This is a genomic window from Lawsonibacter sp. LCP25S3_E2 (assembly GCF_052117285.1).
GTDB lineage: Bacteria > Bacillota > Clostridia > Oscillospirales > Oscillospiraceae > Lawsonibacter.
Genome location: NZ_JBQKJL010000009.1, coordinates 86,031 through 109,061, shown reverse-complemented (window position 1 = coordinate 109,061; position 23,031 = coordinate 86,031). Strand labels below are relative to the sequence as shown.

Genomic DNA, 23,031 nt, shown 5'->3' with positions numbered 1-23,031 from the left:
ACCTCCTCTCCCCTATGACACCGGGAGATTATTTCCCTTTTCTGCGGCCCTTCTTTTCCTTGGGGGCGCCGCCGCCCTCTCCCTCTTCACCGCGCTGGTTCTGCTTCATGAAGGTGAGCAGCCGCTCCCGCAGAAACTTGGGGTTCTCGCCCGACTGGATGGCCATGATCCCCTCCACCACGATCTGCCGGCAGAGGATCTCTTCCTCATCCCGTGCAGTAAGGTTGGCGGCAATGGGGTTGAAGATCACGTGGGCCAGGAAGGAACCGTAAAAGGTGGTAACCAGAGCCACCGACATGTTGGGGCCCAGGGCGTCCATGTCCGCACCGTCCAGCCCTTTCAGCATGTTGATCAGACCGATCAGGGTACCGATCATACCGAAGGCGGGGGCGGCGTTGGAGCCCCGTTCATACATGGCCACCACCTCTTGGTGGCGGGCGGAGGTCTGTTCAATGTCGTTTTCCAGGATGCTCCGGACCCGATCCGGGTCATTGGCATCTACAATGAGCATAATGGCCTGCTTGAAGAAGGGATCGGTCTGTTCGTTGGCCTTCTCCTCCAGGGCCAGAAGGCCGTTTTTCCGGGCGATCTGCGCCAGCTCCACCAGCTGCTCCACATAGGTGGTGGGGTCAAAGGCTTTCGCCCGCAGCATGATTTTGATGTGCGCGGGAAAAGACTTGGCCAGCTTGGGGTAGCAGGCGATCACCACGGCCAGGGTACCGCCCACCACAATGAGGATACTGGAGACATCCACAAAGTTGCCCAGCTTATCAAAGTCAATGGGTGGAGTTCCGCCCGCGTCAAAGGCAATGCCGAACAGAGTAAAGAATACAGCCAGCACAATGCCGATCAAATACACTACATTCATAACGTCGATCCCTTCTGTTTATATCCCGCCGATGTACGGAAAAGCGCAAGGTCAGCGCCGGTCGATCACAGAAATTTCCCGGTGGATATCCTGAACCTTCGCGTTATAGTCCGCGATTTTTTGGATGATCTCCTCCACGGTGTCCCGCACCAGATAGTAGTCGTGGTTCATCATCACGACCTTACACTCTGGGATCAGCTCGATGCACTCAATCTGGTTGTGGTTGAGCAGGAACCGCTCCTTGTTCATTTTCTGCAATTCGATCACAAAACTCGCCCTCTTTTCTCGTCTGCCGCCGCCTGGAGCGGATGCCCCAGGCGGCGGAGTGTGCTCAATCCGGTGGATCTTACTTATCAGCTATCAGCGCTTCATGTTGACCAGCTCTTCCAGCATGGTATCGGTAACGGTGACAATCCGGGTGTTGGCCTGATAGCCCCGCTGGTAGAGGATCATGTTGGTGAATTCGGTGGCCAAGTCAGTGCTGGAACCCTCCAGGAAGGAGGTCATGATGCCCACGGTGCTGCCGCCCAGCAGTTGGGAAGCGGGATCGACCGTGGTACCATCTTCCAAGAAAATATTTCCGTTTCTCAGGGAGCCGGTCACCGCGCTGTTGGGGGTGCTGACGGTAATGCTGCCTGCAGCATCACCGGCCGAATAGTAGGGGCCGTCCGTGTGGAGCACGCCGTTGGGATTTTCCACCGTGCCCAAGGCGATATAGCCTACTACTACGACTTCCTTGGTGTCGGAATTGGTACAGGTAATTTTGCCGTTTTCATCGATCTTCATGTTGGTATAGTTAATGTAGCCGTCCACATTGGCATCATCGGCATCTTCCGGATCCACATTCTTTCCCGTATCCGCGATGCCGGGATATGTCGTTCCACCCGCGGCAACATAGCCAGGATCATCAGGGGCAAGGCCATTGCCCTTATCTCTCATGGGCAGACGAATCGGCACCAGATCGGTGCTGATCTTTCCTTCATTATTGGGGTCAAGCATCCCCGGAGTGTCTGTGCCTGTACTATTCACAAAGCCATAGACCACATTGCCCTGTCCGTCGGTGAGATAGCCGTCCCGGAACTCAAAGTCACCCACGCGGGTCAGGGTCAATTTTTTCACCGCATCCGCGCTGTTGACATCAATGTCCTTCGGACCCACCAGGAAGAATCCATCACCGCCGATGGTGCAGTCCAGGTCCCGGCCAGTAGCCACCAGGTCACCGCTGCTCATGTCCAGATCGATGGTGCCCACCGTACAGCCATAGCCGGTCTGCCGGGGATTGGTGCTGCCGGTGGTGAGGGTGCCCTCAGAACCAGCGCTCAGGGTGCTATAAATGCTATCCTTGAAGGTAAAGCGCTGGGTCTTGTAGCCATAGGTGTTAACGTTGGCGATGTTGTTACCCACCACGTTCAGGGCCTGCATATGTGTTTTCAAACCAGAAATTGCCGCGCTCATAGCGCCTGACATAGACATATTGTTCTTGCTCCTTCTTCCGAAATTTGTGCGCCGCCGGGAAACCGTCATTCACACGGTCCCCAGAGCCCCCTTTCGGTCCTGCCCTCTGTAATCTTACAGGAACACGGCGCCGTCAATGTTCGTAAAAATATTTTCCTTCATCTCCGACTGGGACATTGCGGTAATGACCCGGTTGTTGGGGACGTTGACGATAAAGGCCGCCAAGGTCTGGTCTAGTGCCAGAATATTGGTAGCTCCTTTGGCCTGCGCCCGCTCAACGGAATCACCCAGTCGTTCCAGCAGCGTGGGAGTGACTTCAATGCCCCGTTCCTCCGCACGGCTCAGCGCGTGCTTGGAAAAGGCCACCTGACGGGTTTGGGTACACGCCATCTGCTGCTGCAGGACAGAGTCAAAGCTGTCACTGCTTTGGGTTGTTTGGCGAGTGCGGGGTTCTGTCTGCCCAAGTCCGCCGGATCCACCCACACGATAGATCGGTCCGACCACGGGAACACCTCCTTTATCTGCCGTTCAGCGGCTTATACGTTTGGGGTCTGGTTGTTTTCGCCGTCACTGTCACCGTCGCCGCTTTCGCCTTCTCCACCCTCCTCGGGTTCCTCAGGCAGCGTACCAACGGCCATAATACTGTTCAGAGGATACATCTCATCGTTGACAAAGATAACGGGGACACCCTCATAGGTACCGGTACCAGTGACCTCGCCCACGATCTCCTGGAGATTGCCCTCCTCATCATAGGAGCCTACTGTGACCGTCTTTCCCACCAGAGAGGCGGCATAGGTCAGAGTATTGGCGGCAGTAATCTCTTCCAGGCTGGTCTGAACCTTTGTCAGCATCTGTACCGTGGACATCTGCACCATTTGATTGAGCATATCAGAGGTATCTGCCGTGTTGTCGATGGTCTGGTTTTGCAATTGCCGGACCATGAGCTGAAGAAAGTCCTCAAAGTTCAAACCAAAGGCGTCATCGTCCTCAGCTACCGTAAACCCTAACTTCTCAATTTCTTCGGGGGTCAGCGTGCTCCTGCTCTGATTGACGGAATAGGTGTTGTTTTTCTGGAGTGTATCCAGAGAAATCGGCATAAAATCGCTGCTTGTCATGCTATTTCACCTCTGCTTCTTCACCGTTTACACGGCGTCTGTCTCCATCTCCAGCAGTCCAAGCCGGAGCTGATGGAGGAAGTTCTCCGCCTCCTGGCGGGGTGTGTTGCGCTGCTGCTGTTGATGGGATTGCTGCTGTTGCTGGCCGCCATCCTGATCGGGGTGCTGCCAGGCGGACTGGTTCTCCTGGGGCTGGGCCACCTGCACCCGCACCTCACTGTGGGTATTGTCCTGCAGGATCAGGCCCAGGGTAGAGGCATGGTCGCTGAGCAGCCGGGCAGTCTGCTCGGTCTCGGCGTGGAGCACCACATGGAGTACTCCCTCCGGCGTACGGGTAAATTCCGCGGTTACGGTACCCAGATTGGCCGGATTAAGCTTGATCTCCACATGTTGATCTCCCTGATCCAACGCACCCTTCAGGATGTTGCTCAGGGACTTCTCCACCTCCTGGGCGGGGGCAGTCATATCTACGCTCTCCCCCTCGCCTACCCGCACCGGAGTGGCCTCCACATTCTGGAACAGGGGAGTTTGGAAACTCTCCACCGTCACGTCCTTGCCCTCGTCGCTTCCGGTCTGGGCCGCAGCGGACTGGGTCATGTCCTGACTCAGATTCTCCTGGGCTGTGCTCTGGGTGTCGGCGCTTTGGGATACCGTCTCACTGCTTTGCAGGACAGAAACCGGGGCGGCCTGCACATCAGATGTGGTCTCGGGCTGGACGGTCTGCTGGGGCTGAGCAGTCTCCCGCTGGACCTGAGGCAGTACGGTCCCGGCCTGAACCTGGGACTGGGCAGTCAGAACCGTCTGTGTGTCAGCCACGGCCGCCTCAATCGTTACCACCTGGGCCACAGGGGACTCTGCCGAGCCGACTGCCTCCACGAAGTTGGCCTGGACAGCCATCAGATCGCTGTACACCGCGGGCGCGGCCGCAGCGGCCACCACCTCCAGGTTGGCGTTTGGGGAATCCTTGTCGGGCTTTTCGGAGGTCCCCACATTCTGGTCACCCTGGGGATCTTTCAGGTTGGTGTCCTCCTTCCCGGCCTGGGTCGTATCTTCCCGGCGCTGTTCCAGCAAGTCCTGGAAGGATGTACCGCCCTGGTGGTCCTGGGTGTTGGCTGTCTGACCGGCTCCCTGGGTCGTCTGGGACATCTGCCATACACTCTGCAATGTCATCTGCAGCAGCATGTCTGTCATGTTCATCGTTCTCACCTCCTTTCAATGGGGTAATTTTCTTCAACTCCGCTCGGCACGTACGGCGGAGACCAATTCATCAATGAAACGCTCGTCCTGCTTTTGCAGCTCTTTCTGGTAGGCGTCCTTCTGCTTCTCCTTCAGGCGCTCCAAAATGGCGGCATCCTGATGGGCCTGGAGCACCTTGGCACGCTGCTGCTCTGCTTCGGCCTGCAGCTCCTGCAGGCGGTTGGTCTCTCGGGTGATCTCCATCTCCAGCACCCGCAGGCCCATTTCAAACCCCAGTGCATCGGAGACCGCGATTCCCTGGGCTGCCTCTTCCCGGAAGCGGCGGTTCAGCTCCTGGTAGCGGGCCTTGGCGTCATCCACCCGGTCCTGCTGCTGGGCCACTTTCTGAAGGGTTCGGGCATATTCGTTCTGCCGCCCCTCCAGTACCTGCTGGCGGTAGCCCAGCACGCTGTCCAGGCCGAACTGAAACTTCTTCATGGGAGCTCACCTCACAGTAATTTCCGCATCATGTCCAGGTCCTCCTCATAGGAGAACCCCTCCTGGGTCCCCTGCATCAAAAACTGCTGGATGCCGTCGATTTTGCTCAGGGCGTAGTCCAGCTTAGGGTTGGTCCCCGCCTTATATGCACCAATCGACACCAGGTCCAGGTTCTTCTCATACACACCCATCACATCCCGAATCCGGGCCGCCATCTGGCGGTGCTCCGGGGAGACGATATCGGTCATAAGGCGGGAGATGCTCGCCCCCACGTCAATGGCGGGGAAGTGGTTGCTGTTGGCCAGGCGGCGGGACAAAACAATATGTCCGTCCAGGATACCACGCACGGTGTCGGCAATGGGCTCGTTGGTATCGTCGCCCTCCACAAGCACGGTGTACACTCCGGTGATGGAACCCTTCTGGAAATTTCCGCTGCGCTCCAGCAGCTTGGGCAGCTCGGCATAAATGGAAGGGGTGTAGCCCCGAGCCACCGGGGGCTCTCCTACCGCCAGGCCAATCTCACGCTGGGCCATGGCAAATCGGGTGAGGGAGTCCATCATCAACAGCACATCGTACCCCTGGTCCCGGAAGTACTCCGCCACGCCCGTGGCCACCGATGGGCAGCGTTTCCGCAGCATGGCAGGCTGGTCTGATGTTGCCACTACCAGCACCGAACGGCTCATGCCTTCCGGCCCCAAGTCCTTCTCCATGAATTCCAGCACCTCGCGGCCACGTTCGCCCACCAGAGCGATCACGTTGATGTCCGCCTTCACGTGCTTGGCGATCATGCCCATCAGAGTACTTTTCCCCACGCCAGAACCGGCAAAGATTCCGATTCTCTGCCCCTTACCCACAGTGAGCATGCCGTCGATGGCTTTGACGCCGAACTCCAGCCGCTCCCGAATGGGGGGACGGGCCATGGGATTGATGTAGTTGGCTCCGTCTACACAGAAGGAGGTGCCGCCGCGGAAGGGGCCCTTGCCGTCAATGGGCTGTCCCAGGGCGTTGATGACCCGCCCCTTAAGAAAGGGGCCCATATTGAGACTCAGCCGCCGGCCGGTATTGCGCACAAAGTTCCCCGCCGAAATGCCGCTCATGTCTGAGTAGGGCATGAGCAGAATGCGGTCATTTTTGAAGCCAACTACCTCAGCCATCACCTGGCCGCCTGACTCCCCGTTGTAGATCCGGCAGATGTCACCTACGGCGGCCCGGCCGCCGGAGGCCTCAATGGACATGCCCACAATATTTTCGATTTTTCCCGTGTAGCTGACGGTCTGGGCCGACTGCACACGCTGTATCATCTCTTCAAACAAGGCCTGTCTCCTCTTATCCGCCTCGCAGAATATCCTTCAAATTATCAAGCTGGGTGGAGGCGCTGGCGTCGATAATCTCATCGGGCATCTCGATAATGCAAGTGCCCGACTCGTCATCAGCCATGGGGATCAGCTTGATATGATCGGACAGTCCCGCCAGAGAGGCAGTGAGTTCCGGGGCGATCTGGGCCAGTTCCCGTGTGTCACAGCCCCCGATATAGATGCGCACCCACTCCCGCCGCCGCAGACGCTCGGTGGCCATCTGCACCATGCGCAAAATGACCTCGCGGCTGCTTTTAAGGCTGATGTGGATCACTTTTTCCGCTACCGCGATACTCAGGTCCCGCAGCTCGTCCTGGGTCTGGGACATCAGGTCCTCTTTGGCCTGTGTGGCCTGATCCAGGAATTTCTTAAGCTCTTCTGCCTGCTGCTGCCGCTGCTCTTCCAGCTTGACCTGGCCTTCGGCCTGGGCCTTGGCCATCCCGTCGGCGTACCCCTGGCGGTACCCCTCCTCCTGTGCCTCCTCCCGCAGGCGCTGGGCCTGCTCTTCGCCCTGCTGGCGGTACTGCTCCAGCAGCTGCTCGCCCTCCCGCTTGGCCTGGGCCATGATGGCCTCGGCCTGAATCCGGGCGTAGGAGAACATGGCCGCCGCCCCCTGTCCGGGGTCGGGGCCGGGCTGCTCCTCCGCTTCCTGGACCGGTTCGGGCACCTTCTCCTCGGGCGCTTCCGGCTCCGGCTGGGGAGGCGGCTCCGGCTCTACTACAATATCGTCCACCTGGGGGAACTGGAACTGCTCCACCTGGGGGCGAAGAAAATGCTTAAAAATATTAGGCAATGATATCGTCCTTTCCACCCTTGAGGATGATCAGCTCGTTCTTCTCCTCCAGGTCGCGGATCACGCCCACAATACGCTGCTGAGCGGCCTCCACGTCCCGGATCCGCACGTTGACCGTGACCTCCAGGTCGTCCCGGATGCTCTGGGCCATACGGGCGGAGACGTTGGTGAAGATCTTGTTGGCCACCTCGCTGTTGGCACCCTTGAGGGCCAGAACCAGATCCTTGGGATCGCAGTCCCGCAGGAAGCGCTGTACAGAGCGGTCGTCCATGGTGACGATATCTTCGAAGACGAACATCCGCTTGCGGATCTCGTCGGCCAGCTCGGAGTTGTGCGTGGACAGGCGGTCGAAGATGCTCTTCTCGCTGGCCCGGTCCAGATTGTTCATCACGTCGGCCACGAAGTCCACGCCGCCTACCTTCACGTTGTTGGTGGTCATGATGCTGGAGAAGCGCTTCTCCATCTCTGCCTCAATGGTCTTTACCGCCGCAGGAGAGGCACTCTCCATGTTGGCGATGTTCTCCACTACTTTCACCTGGCGCTCCGGGTCAAGCTCGTCAATGACGGCCGCCGACTTCTCCGGGTCCACATAGGACAGCACCAGGGCGATGGTCTGGGGCCGCTCATGCTGCAGGGCTGCGTACAGGGATTTCTCATCCGCCTTGTTCAGGAAGGAGAACTCCCGGTTCTTCAGGGACTTGGTTACCTTGTCCAGCAGCATGCTTGCCGTCTGACTTCCGAAGGCACGCTCCAAGACGGCCCTGGCATACTCCAGTCCGCCCTCGGTCACAGCCTTGTTGGTCATGCACATCTGGTAGTACTCATTAAGTACATCCTCGGTAGTGGCCGCATCCACATAGCCCAGCTTGGCGACCTCCAGGGTGATCTGCTCCACATCCTCCGGTTCCATGTACTGGTAGAGCTGGGAAGCCTTTTCGGTTCCCAGGGAAATGATCACCGCAGCTGCCTTCTGCTGGCGGGTCAGTTCATTTTTCAGTGGGGTGGATGCTGGTTTAAACGGGGTGGCTGTTCCCTGAGCCGGAGGCGCTGTCATTTCACTCATTTTGCACCTTCCCCTTCCCGCAGCCAATTCTTCACCATCTGAGCCGCGATCTCCGGATTTTCTTCTGCAAACTTACGCACATCCTGCCGCAGCTCCAGGCTCTTTTCCGTCTGCATCTCCATAATATCGGGCTTGGCCTCAACAACCGGCGCCGCCTGCAGCGCACCGGTGGCCATGGCTTCCTCTTGTGCCAGCTTGCGGCGCTTCTTCGCGCGGATGCGATGGACGATCAGGATCACTGCCATCAGCACCAGGAACAGGACCCCGCCGCCAATGGCGGCATAGACTGCCCAGCCAGGCAGGTCTCCCGCTGCAGCAATGGGCGCGTTATCCTCTGTGGGCTGATAGAAGGGGGCCACCAGAATGGAGATCTTTTCCGCCTGATCGGCCTGGGAGATCCCCGCGGCCCGGCCCACATGGTCATATAGGTCGGCGGTATTGGTACTTCCGGCCACTTTCTCGTTGATGGTCACTGAGACCATCACGTCCCGGATATAACCGGCAGTCCGCTCCACCTGCTGCTTCTGCGTATCTACCAGATAGTCGTTCTGCCCAGAGCTGGAGAGTACCTGTTCCGTACCGTCGGGCTGCATCTGCTCGGTAACATAGGTGTTCAGGTCGGCATTGGACTGCGTTCCCGCCACGCCGCCGGTGGCGTTATCTTCGCCCCGTATCACCTGGTTCTCCCAGATCTGAGAGCCAATGATGCTGTCATCATTTCCCTCAGCATTTTCTTCCTGGGTGTAGTTGGTGGAATCGGTATAAGTACGGTCCACATCTACCACGGTGTTCACGCCGACCTGGACATTGCCTTCTCCGTAAAGGGGAAGCAGGGTCTGCATGACCCGTGTACGGATGTTGTTGTTCCACTGTTCTTCCAGCTTCAGCTTCAGTTCAGAGGTGTCCTGCAGGTCATCAAAGCCATCTGCCACAGTGTAAGGGTTGCCGTAGGTATCTTCAATGGATACATTTTCCACATTCAGCCCCGCAAGGCCGTTGCTGACCAGATTACGGATGGCCTTCACCTGATTGTCGGTGAGCGTCTTTCCATCCTCCATAGTCACGGTTACCGTAGCAGTAGCCTCCACCTTGTTGCTGCTGTCCAGCACATAGGTGTGGTCCTCTCCCGGTGTCAGGAATACCGCCGCATCCTTCACCCCGTCAAAGTTGCAGATGACTGCCTGCATACGGTCCTGCAGGGCATAGAGAGTCACCTGGTTACGCTCTGACTCGGTGGTCAGGCTCCCCACATGATCGAAATATGTATCATAGCTATAGCCTGAGGAGGGATAACCCGCCTGGAGCACCTGGGCCTTTAAGGCGGCCTCCTGGCTCTCCGGCACCAGAATGGTGTCGTCCTCTACCTTATATTGTGTGATCCCATTGTCAGACAGGTAAGCCAGAATGGCAGACATATCCGTCTGACTCAGACCGCTAAACAACGTGGCATAAGGCTGGTTGCTCACCACCGCAAACAGGATGGCCAGGACAACCACAACCGTCACAACACCAGCTCCCAAAAGGGTCTTTATCTTCCGGGAGGTGGATTTCCACCGCTGCTTGGCTGCAGCGGCGATCTTCTTTGCTTTCTCGCCCATATTAACTCCCTCGGATCAGATATCTTTCCTTCTTTACAAGCTGATCCGCATTAACTCACTGTAAGCATCCAAAGCCCGATCCCGCATCTGAACCAGCAATTCGGTGGCCACCGACGCCTGGGTGGCCGCAATGGTAGCCTCAGCCGGATTGTCCAGCTGGCCGGTGACCAAGGCGTAGTATTTCTCGTTTTTGGTTGCGTCGGTCTGCTTTACATTATCAATCATCGACTGAAAGACCTGCGAAAACATGGAAGGCTCCGAACTGCCTGCGCCCATGCTTGCCGCCGTCGATGAAACAGCGGACGAAATCGGCTGGATCTGAGCGATCGTCTGAATATTTGCCATGGTTTGTTCTCCCTTTCCTGCCGGATACCTTGCTTATTTTATATATAAAAGGCCGCTCCGGCTATACACACTTGCCTGCTTACTTTCCGATTTCCAGGCCCTTGGCCGTCACCTGCTTGAGCACATTGAAGGCCGTAACATCAGCGGAATAGGCCTGGGAAGCGGACATCGCATCGGCAATCTCCTTGACCAGATCCACATTGGGCATCTCCACGTAGCCGTCAGCATTGGCGTCGGGATTCGTGGGGTCGTAGACCAGCTTAAAGTCAGAGGGGTCCTCAGCAATCTCGGCCACCTGTACGCCGCCCTGGTTGGACACGATCTCTCCTCTGGCTTGCGCCAGGGCCTGCTGGAAGGGGGTCATACGGTCCTGGGACTGCAGAACTACAACCTTCCGGCGGTAGGGTCCGTCACCTCCTTCGGTGCGGGTGGTATTCTGATTGGTGATATTTTCCGAAATCACATCCAAACGCAGCTGCTGGGCGGTCAAACCGGAGCCAACCACGTTCATGGAGCTTAAAAATGCCATTATCTATGCCTCCTTACCCCCGAATGGCCGTGCGCAATAAAGAGAAGTCACTGCTGATGGCGTCCATTACATACTGCATCTGGTAGCCGTTTCGTACCAGCTCTACCATCTGCTCGGTAACGTTTACACCGTTTCCATCCAATCGGGTACTCTCCTGTGCCTGGTGCACCTGTACCGGTGTGTCCTCAATGGCGCTTCGGATCTTCTCCGCCGAACCGCTCTGCCCGGATGCCGCCTGGATGGCTTGATGCAATGACTCCTCAAATGTAGCGTATTTGGGTTGGTACCCTGGGGTTTCTGCATTGGCAATGTTGTCTAAAAGACAGCTCTGTTTCGTCCACAAAAAATCGATTGACTTTTGCAGCATCAGCGCCGTGTTGCTTGATAGAAAATCCATTTTTCTCAGCCTCCCTGTATCAAGCCTTGAAATTTAAAATTTCCCTGCATATGACTTCAACAAAACATTTGATACTGTTTTAGATTCTGTTAAGTTTCTCCCGATAAGCTAGATTATTACGAACATTATTCATTGTAATACAGTCATACTATTTTTTCAAGTACGCAATTATAAATCAAAAAAGAAATATATTTTTGTCGAACATTTTGTAGTTTTGTCATATTATATAAATTTTGCTTGTAATGGTTTCCTCTTTTACCATTTATTGTTGTTTTTGGCATGGTTTCTTTTGCACTTTGTACGTTCTGTTGTATGAGAAAGGAATGGTGTTTTACCAGTTTACTGGAAATTTTTATCTAAATTGTTCGTTTCCTTTTAAATTACCCATCCATTTTGTGCACCTTATTTATGTCCGTGCAAAATTTTCTCAGTCTCCATCTTTTCTGATTTCTTCACCAGAAGCGTACGTCTTCCTTTTATTCCTATTTGTTCCCTGACAATGGGACTTCGGATATATGTTCTTCCTTCCAAACAGACTGCACATAGAAAATTGGCCGGCAGCTAAAGCCACCGGCCAATCATGATTTAAAATTAACAGCCGGGCAGACCACCTCTGCTCCGGTTTTGTGTTAACAATTGGTAGAAGGAGCGTCCTCAAAGGCCTTCGTCACAGCCGCAAGAATCTGGTCGTGGTCAAAAGGCTTGTACACAAATCCCTTGGCGCCAATCTTGCTCGCCTCGTTGATGGTGTCGTCATAGGCCAGGGAAGAGACGATCAGCACACGGGCAGAAGGATGGTCTTTCAGTAACAGCCGGGCAGTGTCCAGCCCGTCTATCCCCGGCATCACAATATCCATCGTCACCAGATCAGGCTGGATCTGGTCATACTTCTTGATAGCCTCCTCCCCACTTTGACAACAGGCGACCACCTCATACTCTGTCCCGGCCAAAATCTTCTGCAGCTGAAGCTGCGCAATTCTGGAGTCGTCGACCACCATGATTTTCTTTGCCATATCGTTCGCTCCTTTTCTAAACTTCCATTCTGATTGGTGTGCCGGATCCTGCCCGGCTGAGCCACAGCGTGACGCTGGGTTTTTTAACTTATCTGAAACACTCTCATGCTGACTGGGACCGTTCCGGAATGAAGGGCCCCATGCAGATCAGACGGATTTTTCCATGCTCACCGCTATCATAGTTCAGCACACACTGGCCGTCGGCCTTTTCCTCCGGCAGGTAGAGCCCTGTGCGGAAGTTGGGGATCTGGAACCGGGATGTGATGCGGGCAATCTGAAACAGTCCGGCAACCACCTGGTCGCAGATAATATTTAAATACTCCTTGGCTACATCCTCCACATCCTGGGAGGTAACCTGGGGCGTGTGCAGAATATTCTGGGCCAGCCGCTTCAGCAGGGCGGTATCCGCACACAAAAGCAGGGCCGCGCGGCGGTTGCCTTCCAAAATGGTATGAACTGTGCAAATATCATCGGAAAGCTCCGCGTTCTGCTCAACCAGCTGGATCCCCGCAAAACGGCTGGTGGTATCCTGAATGGAACGATTCAAAACGTCTTTCAGCTCTTGGTGAACAAACTCTTTCAAAGTATGCACCCTCTTCTCTCCCCATGCTACTGTCTTTCCAAAAAACCGTTGGAAAACCGGATCACACAGCTGTGCTCCTCCTTTTCCACCCGGTAGGACTTATGGTCCATGGAAACTGTGGTACCGGGGTAGGCGGTGTCGCAGCACATCTGCCGCTGATCACAGGCGATGCAGGCCTCGGCCTGCTCCTCCAGGTCCTTGTCGATCTTCTCCAGCTTCATCTTGGCCACACACTGGCTCAAACGCAGCTTGGACTTTTGCTGCTCACAGGCATCCGATGTTCCTTGACGCGACAGCTTTTCCATCTCTTCTTCCATGTCCTGGATCTGCTCCAGAATCTGTGCCCGCTCTGCCTCCTCGCAGGGCTGTCCTCCCAGCATAATCAGGGTGGCACGCTCTGCCTTGGAACCTACAGTGGCGGCGGACACCTCCCGAGCCGCCCGGATGGTTCCTCCAATAATAATCCCCCGTCCGGTGCGCACCCGCACGTCCCCATTGCTGTATACGCCACAGTTGATAATGCAGTCGGCCTGGACGCTCTTCTGGGCATACACATTGCAGTTCTCCAAATATTTGGCATAAATGCTCTTCTGTGCCCGCAGCACAGCCCGTCCCTGCCCCTGCACTCCGCTGGAGACGATGATATTTTCTCCCGCTTCCACGGTACATATCTCTACCGCGCCGTCGATCTGCACATTGCCGATGGCACAGACAGTTGCCCCGCTGCACAGATCGCCGTGGATATGAACGTCACCCAAAAACTTGATGTTTCGTTCACAGCTCTCGCTGGTCTCGTACAAGTCCAGTACTGGACGCACCTGAAAGCTTTGGCCGGAGAAACACAGGTGTCCGTCCCGCTCCGCCAGCAGATAGGCCCCATCTTCCGATAAACAGGTATTGCGCCCCTGAGGTACCTCAGCCCGCTTGCCTCGGGGAGCGGGTACGCTCTTTCCCATTACCGTGTGGCCGGATATGCCAGCCGTGGGAGCAACAATCTCACAGATGATGTCCCCCTGATGGATCTCCTGCACCAGATTTAAGGTCTCATAGTCAGCCTGGCCCAGTTCATTTACCGGAACCGTCTCCTCCAGCACCCGCGGATAGCGGTCCAGGATTTCCCCATCCCGGCCCGGTATGGGCGTCCTCCCAAAGGCAATGGGAAAGAGATAAAAATAGCGGTGGGGACAATCCGATATACTGCAGATGGCATTCCAATTGATTCCATAGGTCACACCCCGCCGAAGCAGCGCCTGATGGAGCTGAGAGGCGCTGAGCTGAGTTCCCCGCCCGACGGGAGGAAGCAAAAACAGCCACGCCATCATCTCATTCAAAGCGGGAATCACAATTGCCATTTCATCCGCATCTGCACGGGCCGCCAGCTGGCTCACCCGTATTTTTGCAATACGGGTCAGAAGCACTTGGATTCGCTTGGCCTCTCTGGCCGGGTCGCTCACCGGAAACGGATGGTCCGGCTCCTCCGGTGCCAGGCTCAGCCGCAGGCTCTGTCCCCGCGCATCCTGGCCCGTCCAAATAGCCCACAGCTGACACAATACATGCTCCGGAGCGAATACGATTTCACATTCCGCATCTGGACCCTTGGCTTCTTTCTCCTCCCGTGTGAAGTTACCGGCAGAAGAATGATACTCCTGTTCCTTCATCTGCCGCTCGCCTCCTTTACTGCCACAGTTACAAACCCCTTTAAAAACAGCTTTTGATACCTGGCAAACCAAACTCCCGCGTCACCGCAGGCTCTCTCTTCCCGCCAAAGCTGCTTGTGCTGCAACCAAGTACAAATTCGTGCGAATACCCGGTTTAAAACGACGAAGTCCTCTATTTATTATATATATCGACCAAACCGTTTGAAAATTAACCTGCGCCATCCCCTGTGCAAAAATAATTTTTACCGCAAGCTCTGCTGATGTCCAAAAAGAAACCAGAGCCTTTGCTCTGGTTTCTTTGCCATATACTTTTATAGGGTCACAGCTCGGGCCAGTACCACCGCCATTTCCGCACGGGACATGCTCTGCTTGGGCGTGAGCTGATTTTTCTCATCGCCCGAGAACACTCCGTTTTTCACCAGCACGGACATGGGGCCCCTGGCGTAGGAGGCCACGCTCTGCCAGTCGGAATAACTATACAAGGCACTCTCATCCTGGGCGCCAATACTCCAGCCGCTGGTTACCATAGCCTGATAGAGCATGACCGCCGCCCCCTCTCGGGTGATCGCCTCATCGGGACGGAACGTACCATCAGGATAGCCCGATGCAATCCCCAGCGCATAGGCCTTCTGGACCGCATCGGCGTAGTAGGCATTGGCCGGTACATCCGGGAAGCTATATCCACCCGCGCTGGGGAAAGAGAATGCCTGATCCAGCATCGCCAAAAAGCTGCCCCGTGTGATTGCTGCCTGTGGGGAGTAGGTCCCGGACCCGGTCCCGCTGACCACGCCATTCTCATAGAGGAAGTCCACCGCTGCCACGGCCCAGCTATCACTGCCCATGTCATAGAAGTAGCGGGAGATGGTGCTGGGAGTGACCTGAATCCGCACTGTCCCCTGATAGGTCTCCCCCTTGGAATTCGTGGCCGTATAGCTCACAGAGACCGTCCCCTGGAACCCTACCCAGGGCACGAAGGAGATCTCAGACAGGTTGGGGGTGGAGGAGGGGTAGTACAGGGCGGTGGAACGCACCTGACTGCTGGCGGAGTGAATCCCGCTATAGCGGTAGTAAAGGTGCCCGCCGTACACCCGGTCTGCCCCGGTAAACTGTACCGAAGTCAGGCTTCCCCCGCCCCGCTGATCGCAAACGGAGACAAAGTCTGACGCCCGGAAGGTCACCGGGTTGTAGGCGGTGGTGTAGGTGATTGTGCCCACCTGGGGGGCAGGCGTGACGGAGATGGTCACGCTGCCCTCAAAGCTCTCTCCTGTGGTGCTCCAGCCGGTGAAGTCCACGGTGGCCGTTCCGGTAAAGGAGCTGTTCCCCACAAAGGTCACATCGTCCAGCCGGGGGCTGGAGGAGCGGTAGTAGCTGCGGTTCTCGGAAACCTTGCTGTCGTAGCTGCCGGAGGAGGTATACTTGTAATACAGCGTTCCCTGGGACGAGGAGGGCTGGTGAAAGCGCACATAGCTTAAGCTGCCGCCGGTAAGGTCCAGAGACAGGTCATTAAAGTCTCGGTCATCGAAGGTAACCGTCTTTCCCTGTACCATGGAATATTTCACGTTTCCGCTGCTCTGGGTAGTGACAGAGATTCCCACCTGGCCGGAAAAGCGGTTGTCCCGGATATCCCAGGCAGTGAAGGGGATGGAGACGGTACCGGCATAGTCCGCGTCAGCCACAAAGGTGATCTTATCCAGATAAGGAGACGAGGCACGGTAGTAGTCCTTTTCCTCAGACACCAAAGAGCCGCTGCTGGAGGTGTAGTTATAGTACAGCTTTCCCTGGGAGGTGGGGGGCAGGGTAAAGCACACCCGGTCCAGGCTGTAGCCGGTGAGGCTGCGGGACAGGTCGTTAAAATCTCTGTCATCGAAGGTGACCCGGCCGCCCTGTCCCACGGTGTAAGTGACATCCCCGGTAGCAGTGGCCGCCTTGACCTGGATGGACACCCGGCCCCGGAAGGAGGAACCGTTGACGCTATACCCAGTATAGGGAATGGTGACTGTGCCGGAGGTTCCGGCCGTGGGGAGGAAGTATACGTCTCCCAGGTTGGGAGTTCCGCTATACTTATACTTGGTGTTTACCGCCACCGGGTTGCCGAGGTAGCTTTCCGAGAGGTAGTTTTCGTAAAGGGTCCCCTTGCTGGCGTCCGGGAGAGAGAAGGTGACGTAGCTGAGATCGTTGCCGGTCTGCTGGCGGCAGGCCAGAGCAAAATCGGAGGCGTCAAACTGCACCACATTTCCGTTGCCGGAGGAATAGGTTACGTCATCGGGGGCGTCCACGGTAACCTCAATGGTGCCCTGGAAGAACTCAGAGCCCGAGGCGTAGCCGGTATAGGAGATTACGGCAGTCCCCTCAAAGTCGGGCTTTGGGACGAAGGTAATATTGCGCAGGCCGTTCTGCCCGTTTCCGGGGTTGACATAGTAATTTCCGCTGGAAGCCACGCCATCGCCGGTGTTCCCCTCGGAGACATAGTTATAGTAGAGGGTGCCCTGCTTGGTGGGCACGGACAGGGCACTGACATAGTTGAGGGATTTTTTCAGCACATTGATGCTCTGGGTATTCAGTTTAGAGATCAATGCGTCAAACGAGAGCGGAGAACCAGTGGCAGCCGAGGTGCGGATCACATCGGCAGTAGCCTTTTCCACCGTGATTTCAACCGAGTCTGTATACGTAGTGCCATTGATTTTCGCGGTGACAGTGGCTTCGCCCACACCCACCGGATAGAGATAGCCCTGGTTCACCTGAACCACAGTTTCATCGTCAGACGTCCAGGTAACGTTGTCTTTCAGGGAATCGCCATAAATCTTATATCTTAACGTATAGTTTTCCCCTACCCTGAGGGTGATATTATCTTCTTGCAGGACAATGCCCAGAACCTGAACGATACAAGTTTTCTGGATCCCGTTGGCAGTGGCGGTAATCGTGGTCTCCCCGGCATGATTTCCGGCCGTCACCGTGGCGGTAGTCGTGGACACACCGGGAGTCACCGTGGCAATGGTTTCATTCCGGCTGGCCCACTCCACGGTCTGACTGGCAGTGGCAGGAGTGACGGTGGCATTGAGCATTGCAGACCCCATAGGAGGCAATTCCAGTTCAGTGGGATACAAAGTCAGCCCGTTTTGCTCCGCTGGATTTATTTTTACCTCACAAGCAGCGGTTTGCGGAATTCCTTCTCCATTCAGTGTCACAGAAACCTCCACCGTGAGAGGGTCTGTCTCCGTAGTCTCCGCCGTCTTCAGCGCTTTCATGGAACAGGAAAGTGCGTTGGAGCTGTCCTGGGTCAGACGGACTTCACTGGTACGGTCATTGGGCACAGACCATTTCACCTGGAGCGAGCATCCTTCGGGCAAATCTTCCGTCGTGCTGTATTCTTTCCCGGAGATTGTTACCAGAGCCGTCAGAGACTGTGTCTCCCCCTCTTTCATGGTTACATTGGGAGGGGTAATGGATACTCCGGTCAGTGTATAGGCAGGTTCCGATCCACCCGCATCCTCTGCGGCCAGAGCAGCGGGGGCCAGGCCAATCAGCATGGCTAAGGTAAGTAGAAGGGACAGCAGACGGCTGCCCATGGTATGTTTCATCCCAAATTCCTCCTTTGGGTGGTCATAAATAAGGGGGCGGGCAGGTTCTGCCCGCCCCTTTGGGGTATACAAATTGCTTTCCGCTCCCAGCGGGCTGGTCACTTCTGCTGGACAAAGGACACGCCGCCTTGCACCACTCCAATACTACCTTCCTGCAGCACAAAGCTCAGCCGCTCTCTGGTACTGTTACTGTTGGCATCGCAGATAAAGCTGCTGTCAAACAGCACGATGGTGGTTCCCAAGGGAATCCCATTGAATCCCAGCGTCAAAGTACTCGCTGGATTTTTGTTGTAATTGGTATAGTAGAAGCTGTTCTTTCCTGCACTGGTACCAATAATTTCAAGGAGCAGAACCGCATCGTCATCAGGCGTACCTATGTACTGCCAAACTTCCTTGGGCTCTTGATCCACGCCATTCTGTGTAACCAGCTGATAGACCGGCTCGTCAAAGACAAAGGTCACCGTACCGCTGTAAGTTTTGCCGCCGGCATCCGGAGAAGCCGCAGTATTGACTTGCAGCAGCTTGGGCGGTTCCGAATCCCGAATGTGGATACCAGCCACAGCCGCAAAGGACAGCTCCGAGCCCAAGGGGCTCACAGCAGTAGCCAGGCAATAGTAATATGTCGCGCCCCGCATATTTGCGGTAAAGTTCTGTTCCTTACTGTAGCTGTTTGCCTGGGTCAATGCGGTAGAACCACGGGTCGCAACATCCACTCCCATGGAAGTTACACCTCTGACAAACTCATCTACCGTATTGCGGATCCCTTCTCCAGCGAACTCATCGAACACTGTATAGCCAGTTTTATATGTGGTCAACAGTGCCCAAAGAACGGAAGTATCCGTGGTAGTGGACAGAGTATCTTCATAGTCCTCCCACTCCGTCTTTTTGGCTGGATCCACGACGAGTCCAAAGTCACTTTCCAGGCTGCCGGGAATCTCGTTGCTGGCCACCAGAGCATAATTTACATCCGCAGAGGAATCTGTCTTAAAATTCACCGAGGGGCTGAAATCCGTCAAGGTAAGCTTGGGCTTGGCCACATCGGTTGTCTCAAAGCGGTATGCCAGGACACGGGAATAGGTCTGAGAAGTTCCTTGCAGGACAAAGTAGGCAATGTACCGGGTCTGCTTATCCAGGCCCTCTACCAACTTCGTCTCAACGCTGGAGCCGCAGGCTACCGAGCCATATTTGATTTTCTCGTTGCGGTAGTTGCTGCCGGCATTGACAATATTCAAATAGTCCGGCTGCGTCAAGATAACCGGATTTGGGTTGTCGGGATTGTTAATATCATCCTTCAAGCCGCTGTCAGGAAGATTTTCCCAATTGTCAATTCCTGTCTCCGTATTGTTATAAATATTATCCTGGTTATCGGTAGTGCCCACATATCCCAACGGAGCCACCACATAGTACACCGTACCTGGCCGGTCCAGCATCAAGGACATGTTCACCGCCGAATCACCCGCGTCCAGCTTGGGATATTCCCCCGCAAAGGTGGGGGCCACATTGTCCGTAAACTGCTTGCGCATGGAGAAATCGGCAGGCTGTCCAATGTTGGTCACACCGGTTTTCAGCGCCTCGTCCCAATTGTCCTCGGTCACTTCACCGGAGAGGAAGCTCAGGTCGTTGTTGCTGCCGGCCACCACATTGACCTTCATGTTCAGGCGCTGGCTCCAGGTACTCCGGTCAGACAGGCCGGCCACCTTGGTGAAGGAGATGGCATATTCATAGTTTGTGCCTTCCTTCAAAATATTGAGCTGGTCAAAGTCTGGGTTGTTGGTGTTTTGCAGGAAATGACGGGTCAGACTGACTCCCAAATAACCGTTTGTGTCATCGGGTACGGGGATCTCCCGCTCGCCCAGCAGCTTCCAAGTGGTGGCAGAGCTGCCAATCTCCCGATAGAACAGCTGCAGCGTAACACTGGTATCCGACCAGATCAGCATATCCCAGTCAATGGAGTCATCCACCTTATCGGTAGACACCGGGCTCAGCCGCCAGCTCAGATCAACCGGGATCGCATCTTCTGCATCCAAGTCATGTTCCGTGCCCGCCTGATCCACATACGTTTCAATGGTATTTTCATTTCTTGCCGTCAAATTTACTATCGCAAATACCGTAGTAAATTTGTCCAGTCTCTCGCGCCCCATCACATTCACCGCACTGGAGGTATCCGCAATGGAGTCCGCCTGGATCTCGAAATAGTAGCTTGCGCCGCTCTTGAGATTGATGCCCTCTCCACTGGGGAAGGTAACAACGGTCTTGCCCTCCTCGATGGTGATTACCGCATAGCGGTAGTCGATGGTCCAGTCATCGGTGTTTTTATCGCTGCCGGTATAACCCTCCAGCTTATTCTCCTGGCCGTCGGAAGACACCTGATAGAGGTAGATCGCCTTGCTCAGGGCCGCGGCCATCTTCTGGCGGGCGTTATCCTCTGCCGCACCTGTGTTCGCCGCATCGGTCACGTCCTTATAGAGGTCTACCAGCGGAGTGTAGGTGTCATTGGTCTGCACCGATTCGCTGAACACCAGGCGCACATCACTGTCCGGCAGGGGCCGGGTAGTGTCGGTTCCGTTGTACTTGGTAAACTCCTGGGTCACCGTGGGGGCGTTGGAGTCCAGCGTGTGGATCTCAATCATGCCGATGGAGGCGGTGTAGTTGCCCGCCTTGTCCTGCGCCACATAATAGAGGTCATAGGACTTTTCGGTCTCCAGGCCGCTGACGTTAAAGTTTACGTCCTTTCCTTCGGTCATGCTGACCTTTCCGCTCTTCAGGGCGTTCATACCGGCCGATACCTGCAGTTTGGCGGTGTCACTGGTCCAATCCACCTCGCCGCTCTGGCCCGCCAGGGGCTTGGGATATGTGGTCCCGTGTTCCACCACCACCCAGTACAGGGTGCCGGCCTCATTCAGGTTGGCGTACAGGCCTACCGAGGTTTTATCCACCTTGTTGATGGTGGGCTCGGTATTGAACACCGGGGGCGTGCCGTCCACGGTGGTAAAGCTCAGCTTCTTCACCGCAGAGCTTTGGCCGTTATCCACGTCGACCAGCCACAGGTACAGGTCGTAGCTCTCCAGCTCCTCCAGAGGTACATTGTTCACATCAAAGCTGTATGCAGTATTCTTGATCACATCCGTGCTGCCAAAGCCCAGGTTGCCGCTGATCGAGTTGGCCTTAAAGTCGCTGGCCGTGGGGGCACTGGCTCCCTTGGGCAGCACCGCCCAGTACAGGCGGCAGCTCTTGGTGGCCATGGTGGTCACCTGGGCAGAATTCTTGGTGATTCTGGAGAGATAGGGATATCCGGAGGCAAAGTCCGGCTTGGTGTTGTCCGGAGTGGTGAAGGAGATGACCTTCAGGGGGCTGCGGCTGTCCCGTGCGTCTACAAATACCGCAGACAGATAGTAGGAGCCGTCGGAGGTCAGGCCGCTGATTTTGGAGGTACCCTCCTTGCCGGAACCGGTGAGGGAGACCGTACCGCTCTTGATCACCTTGGGGTTATACCCGGAGGGATTGACCAGTTCATCCGCCGTCACCGACCCGTCGGTCACCGCGGTCAGGGCCCAGTACACAGTCCCCTTCTTGTTGGCGCTGAACACAGCGGTACCGCTGGTGGGGGCCAGATCCTTCATCTTGGGATAGCCGGCATACAGACGTGGGTCCGCAGAGGATTCCGCCGCCGCCGCACTGTCCATCGTTTCGCCGTTGATGTTGGCGGTGTTGCCTGGCCGGATGACGATCTGGTCGGGGAGCATGGTCACAGTGCTGCCATCGGAATTGACGGTGAGCTTGCCGATGTCACCCCCACCGATCACATCCGTGCCGGTATCCAGGTTCACGTTGTCCACCCGGCTGCCCGCGGCGATGTTCAGGGTGGAATCCACCGCGCTTTCATCCACCGTGATGGTATCCGCCTGGCCGCTGGCCAGAGACACCGTGGTGCTGGGCGCCTTGTTGATGACCTCCTTCACGTTGCCGGACAGGGTGAGGGCCTCGTTTCTTTCCCCGTCCATGGTGATCTTGGCAATGCCGCAGCCGTCCGCTGTGTTATCCGCCAGATAGGCGCTGGTGCGGACATAGGCCTGGTCGATCTTGCCGTCGCCCTCCACCTTCAAGGACAGGAGATGATTATCCAAATTGTCCACCAGCAGCTCGGGCGCAGTAACGTTGCGCAGGATAATGCTATCCTCGCCGTCCTCACTGGTACCGCCGCCGCACACCACGATCCGGCCCAGCACGGTCACGTTTTCCAAGGTCACGTGCCCCAGGTCCACACCCTCGGTGATGTACAGGTCGCCGCCGACGACGGTGTTGCGCAAGGTGGTGCCGGACTGGGTGATGGTCACATTGCCCCACACGCTGCCCAGTGCGTAGTCCCCCGCCTCCATGAGGGGGGTACCCAGGGCATTGGTCAGGATAATGGCCGCCTGGCCGCGGGTCAGGTTGTCCTTGGGGCCAAACCGGCCATCGGGATAGCCGGTGATCAGGCCCTGCTGGGCCACAGAGGCAATATAGCCCCGGCTCCAGTTCTCCATGCTGCGGCTGTCGGTGAACATGGTGTTCTCACCCACCTGGGGCTGGAGCATCAGGATCCGGGCCAGAATCAGCGAGGCCTGTTCCCGTGTGACGTTTTCATCGGGGGAGAAGGTGGTGGCGGAGGTTCCGGCAATATAGCCTACGTTGTAGGCGATCCCCACATCCTCCGCATACCAGGCGTTCTCCGGCACATCCCGGAAGGGGGTGGGGCCGGTCTTTTCATAGCCGAACGCCCGGTTGACCATCGTGGAAAACTCCGCCCGGCTTATATTGGTGTCTTCATTCAGGTTGCCTTCCAGGTCTCCCCGCATGATGCCCCACTCCACGACCTTGTTCAGGTAGGGCTGCATGTAGGAGGCGGCATTGGCCACCGCAGTCGTCTCCACGATCAGGATTACGGCCAGCAAAGCGGTACCTATCCGGCCCGCCAGCCGCTTCATCCGTTTCATCCACCCTGTCATGTTTCTTTCGTCCTTTCAAAAG

General features: G+C 56.2%; 19 protein-coding genes. All 19 read right to left on the bottom strand.

Going from position 1 to position 23,031, the window contains the following annotated elements; genetic code table 11:
• Positions 1 to 28 precede the first annotated feature (28 nt).
• Complete coding sequence (locus ACTQ3R_RS09780; protein ID WP_441778946.1) at positions 29 to 868, bottom strand: motility protein A; 840 nt, start codon at positions 866 to 868, stop codon at positions 29 to 31.
• 51 nt (positions 869 to 919) lie between these two features.
• On the bottom strand, positions 920 to 1,135 hold the full coding sequence (locus ACTQ3R_RS09775) for a flagellar FlbD family protein (RefSeq protein WP_441778945.1): 216 nt from the start codon (positions 1,133 to 1,135) through the stop codon (positions 920 to 922).
• A 93-nt stretch (positions 1,136 to 1,228) separates the two neighbouring features.
• Positions 1,229 to 2,341 carry a flagellar hook-basal body complex protein gene (locus ACTQ3R_RS09770; protein WP_441778944.1) on the bottom strand — a complete coding sequence of 371 codons (1,113 nt, stop codon included), beginning with the start codon at positions 2,339 to 2,341 and terminating at the stop codon, positions 1,229 to 1,231.
• Between the two features lie 96 nt (positions 2,342 to 2,437).
• Positions 2,438 to 2,827: a TIGR02530 family flagellar biosynthesis protein gene (locus ACTQ3R_RS09765; protein ID WP_441778943.1), complete on the bottom strand. Its 390-nt coding sequence runs from the start codon at positions 2,825 to 2,827 to the stop codon at positions 2,438 to 2,440.
• Positions 2,828 to 2,859: 32 nt separating this feature from the next.
• Positions 2,860 to 3,438, bottom strand: coding sequence for a flagellar hook assembly protein FlgD (locus ACTQ3R_RS09760; protein WP_441778942.1), 579 nt, complete (start codon positions 3,436 to 3,438; stop codon positions 2,860 to 2,862).
• 27 nt (positions 3,439 to 3,465) lie between these two features.
• On the bottom strand, positions 3,466 to 4,635 hold the full coding sequence (locus tag ACTQ3R_RS09755; RefSeq protein WP_441778941.1) for a flagellar hook-length control protein FliK: 1,170 nt from the start codon (positions 4,633 to 4,635) through the stop codon (positions 3,466 to 3,468).
• 33 nt (positions 4,636 to 4,668) lie between these two features.
• Entirely contained in the window at positions 4,669 to 5,112 is a 444-nt protein-coding gene (gene fliJ / locus ACTQ3R_RS09750) for a flagellar export protein FliJ (RefSeq protein ID WP_441778940.1), read from the bottom strand.
• 11 nt (positions 5,113 to 5,123) lie between these two features.
• Positions 5,124 to 6,425: a FliI/YscN family ATPase gene (locus tag ACTQ3R_RS09745; RefSeq protein WP_441778939.1), complete on the bottom strand. Its 1,302-nt coding sequence runs from the start codon at positions 6,423 to 6,425 to the stop codon at positions 5,124 to 5,126.
• Between the two features lie 13 nt (positions 6,426 to 6,438).
• Positions 6,439 to 7,260 carry a FliH/SctL family protein gene (locus ACTQ3R_RS09740; RefSeq protein ID WP_441778938.1) on the bottom strand — a complete coding sequence of 274 codons (822 nt, stop codon included), beginning with the start codon at positions 7,258 to 7,260 and terminating at the stop codon, positions 6,439 to 6,441.
• Positions 7,253 to 8,314, bottom strand: a complete 1,062-nt coding sequence (fliG, locus tag ACTQ3R_RS09735; protein ID WP_441778975.1) for a flagellar motor switch protein FliG — start codon at positions 8,312 to 8,314, stop codon at positions 7,253 to 7,255. The genes ACTQ3R_RS09740 and fliG overlap by 8 nt, the downstream gene beginning before the upstream one ends.
• Positions 8,315 to 8,319: 5 nt before the next feature.
• A complete protein-coding gene (fliF, locus tag ACTQ3R_RS09730; RefSeq protein WP_441778937.1) occupies positions 8,320 to 9,921 on the bottom strand; it encodes a flagellar basal-body MS-ring/collar protein FliF in 1,602 nt (533 codons plus the stop codon).
• Between the two features lie 33 nt (positions 9,922 to 9,954).
• Entirely contained in the window at positions 9,955 to 10,266 is a 312-nt protein-coding gene (locus ACTQ3R_RS09725; protein WP_441778936.1) for a flagellar hook-basal body complex protein FliE, read from the bottom strand.
• Between the two features lie 79 nt (positions 10,267 to 10,345).
• Entirely contained in the window at positions 10,346 to 10,795 is a 450-nt protein-coding gene (gene flgC, locus ACTQ3R_RS09720; protein ID WP_441778935.1) for a flagellar basal body rod protein FlgC, read from the bottom strand.
• A gap of 13 nt (positions 10,796 to 10,808) precedes the next feature.
• Positions 10,809 to 11,192: a flagellar basal body rod protein FlgB gene (flgB, locus tag ACTQ3R_RS09715; RefSeq protein ID WP_441778934.1), complete on the bottom strand. Its 384-nt coding sequence runs from the start codon at positions 11,190 to 11,192 to the stop codon at positions 10,809 to 10,811.
• Positions 11,193 to 11,821: 629 nt separating this feature from the next.
• The gene (locus ACTQ3R_RS09710) at positions 11,822 to 12,205 is read right to left on the bottom strand and encodes a response regulator (protein ID WP_441778933.1); all 384 of its coding nucleotides are present in this window, start codon (positions 12,203 to 12,205) and stop codon (positions 11,822 to 11,824) included.
• 103 nt (positions 12,206 to 12,308) lie between these two features.
• Positions 12,309 to 12,788, bottom strand: a complete 480-nt coding sequence (locus ACTQ3R_RS09705; RefSeq protein ID WP_441778932.1) for a chemotaxis protein CheX — start codon at positions 12,786 to 12,788, stop codon at positions 12,309 to 12,311.
• A gap of 26 nt (positions 12,789 to 12,814) precedes the next feature.
• The gene (locus ACTQ3R_RS09700) at positions 12,815 to 14,446 is read right to left on the bottom strand and encodes a DUF342 domain-containing protein (protein ID WP_441778931.1); all 1,632 of its coding nucleotides are present in this window, start codon (positions 14,444 to 14,446) and stop codon (positions 12,815 to 12,817) included.
• 311 nt (positions 14,447 to 14,757) lie between these two features.
• A complete protein-coding gene (locus ACTQ3R_RS09695; protein ID WP_441778930.1) occupies positions 14,758 to 18,024 on the bottom strand; it encodes an S-layer homology domain-containing protein in 3,267 nt (1,088 codons plus the stop codon).
• A gap of 98 nt (positions 18,025 to 18,122) precedes the next feature.
• Positions 18,123 to 23,009: an S-layer homology domain-containing protein gene (locus ACTQ3R_RS09690; RefSeq protein ID WP_441778929.1), complete on the bottom strand. Its 4,887-nt coding sequence runs from the start codon at positions 23,007 to 23,009 to the stop codon at positions 18,123 to 18,125.
• Between the last annotated feature and the right edge of the window lie 22 nt (positions 23,010 to 23,031).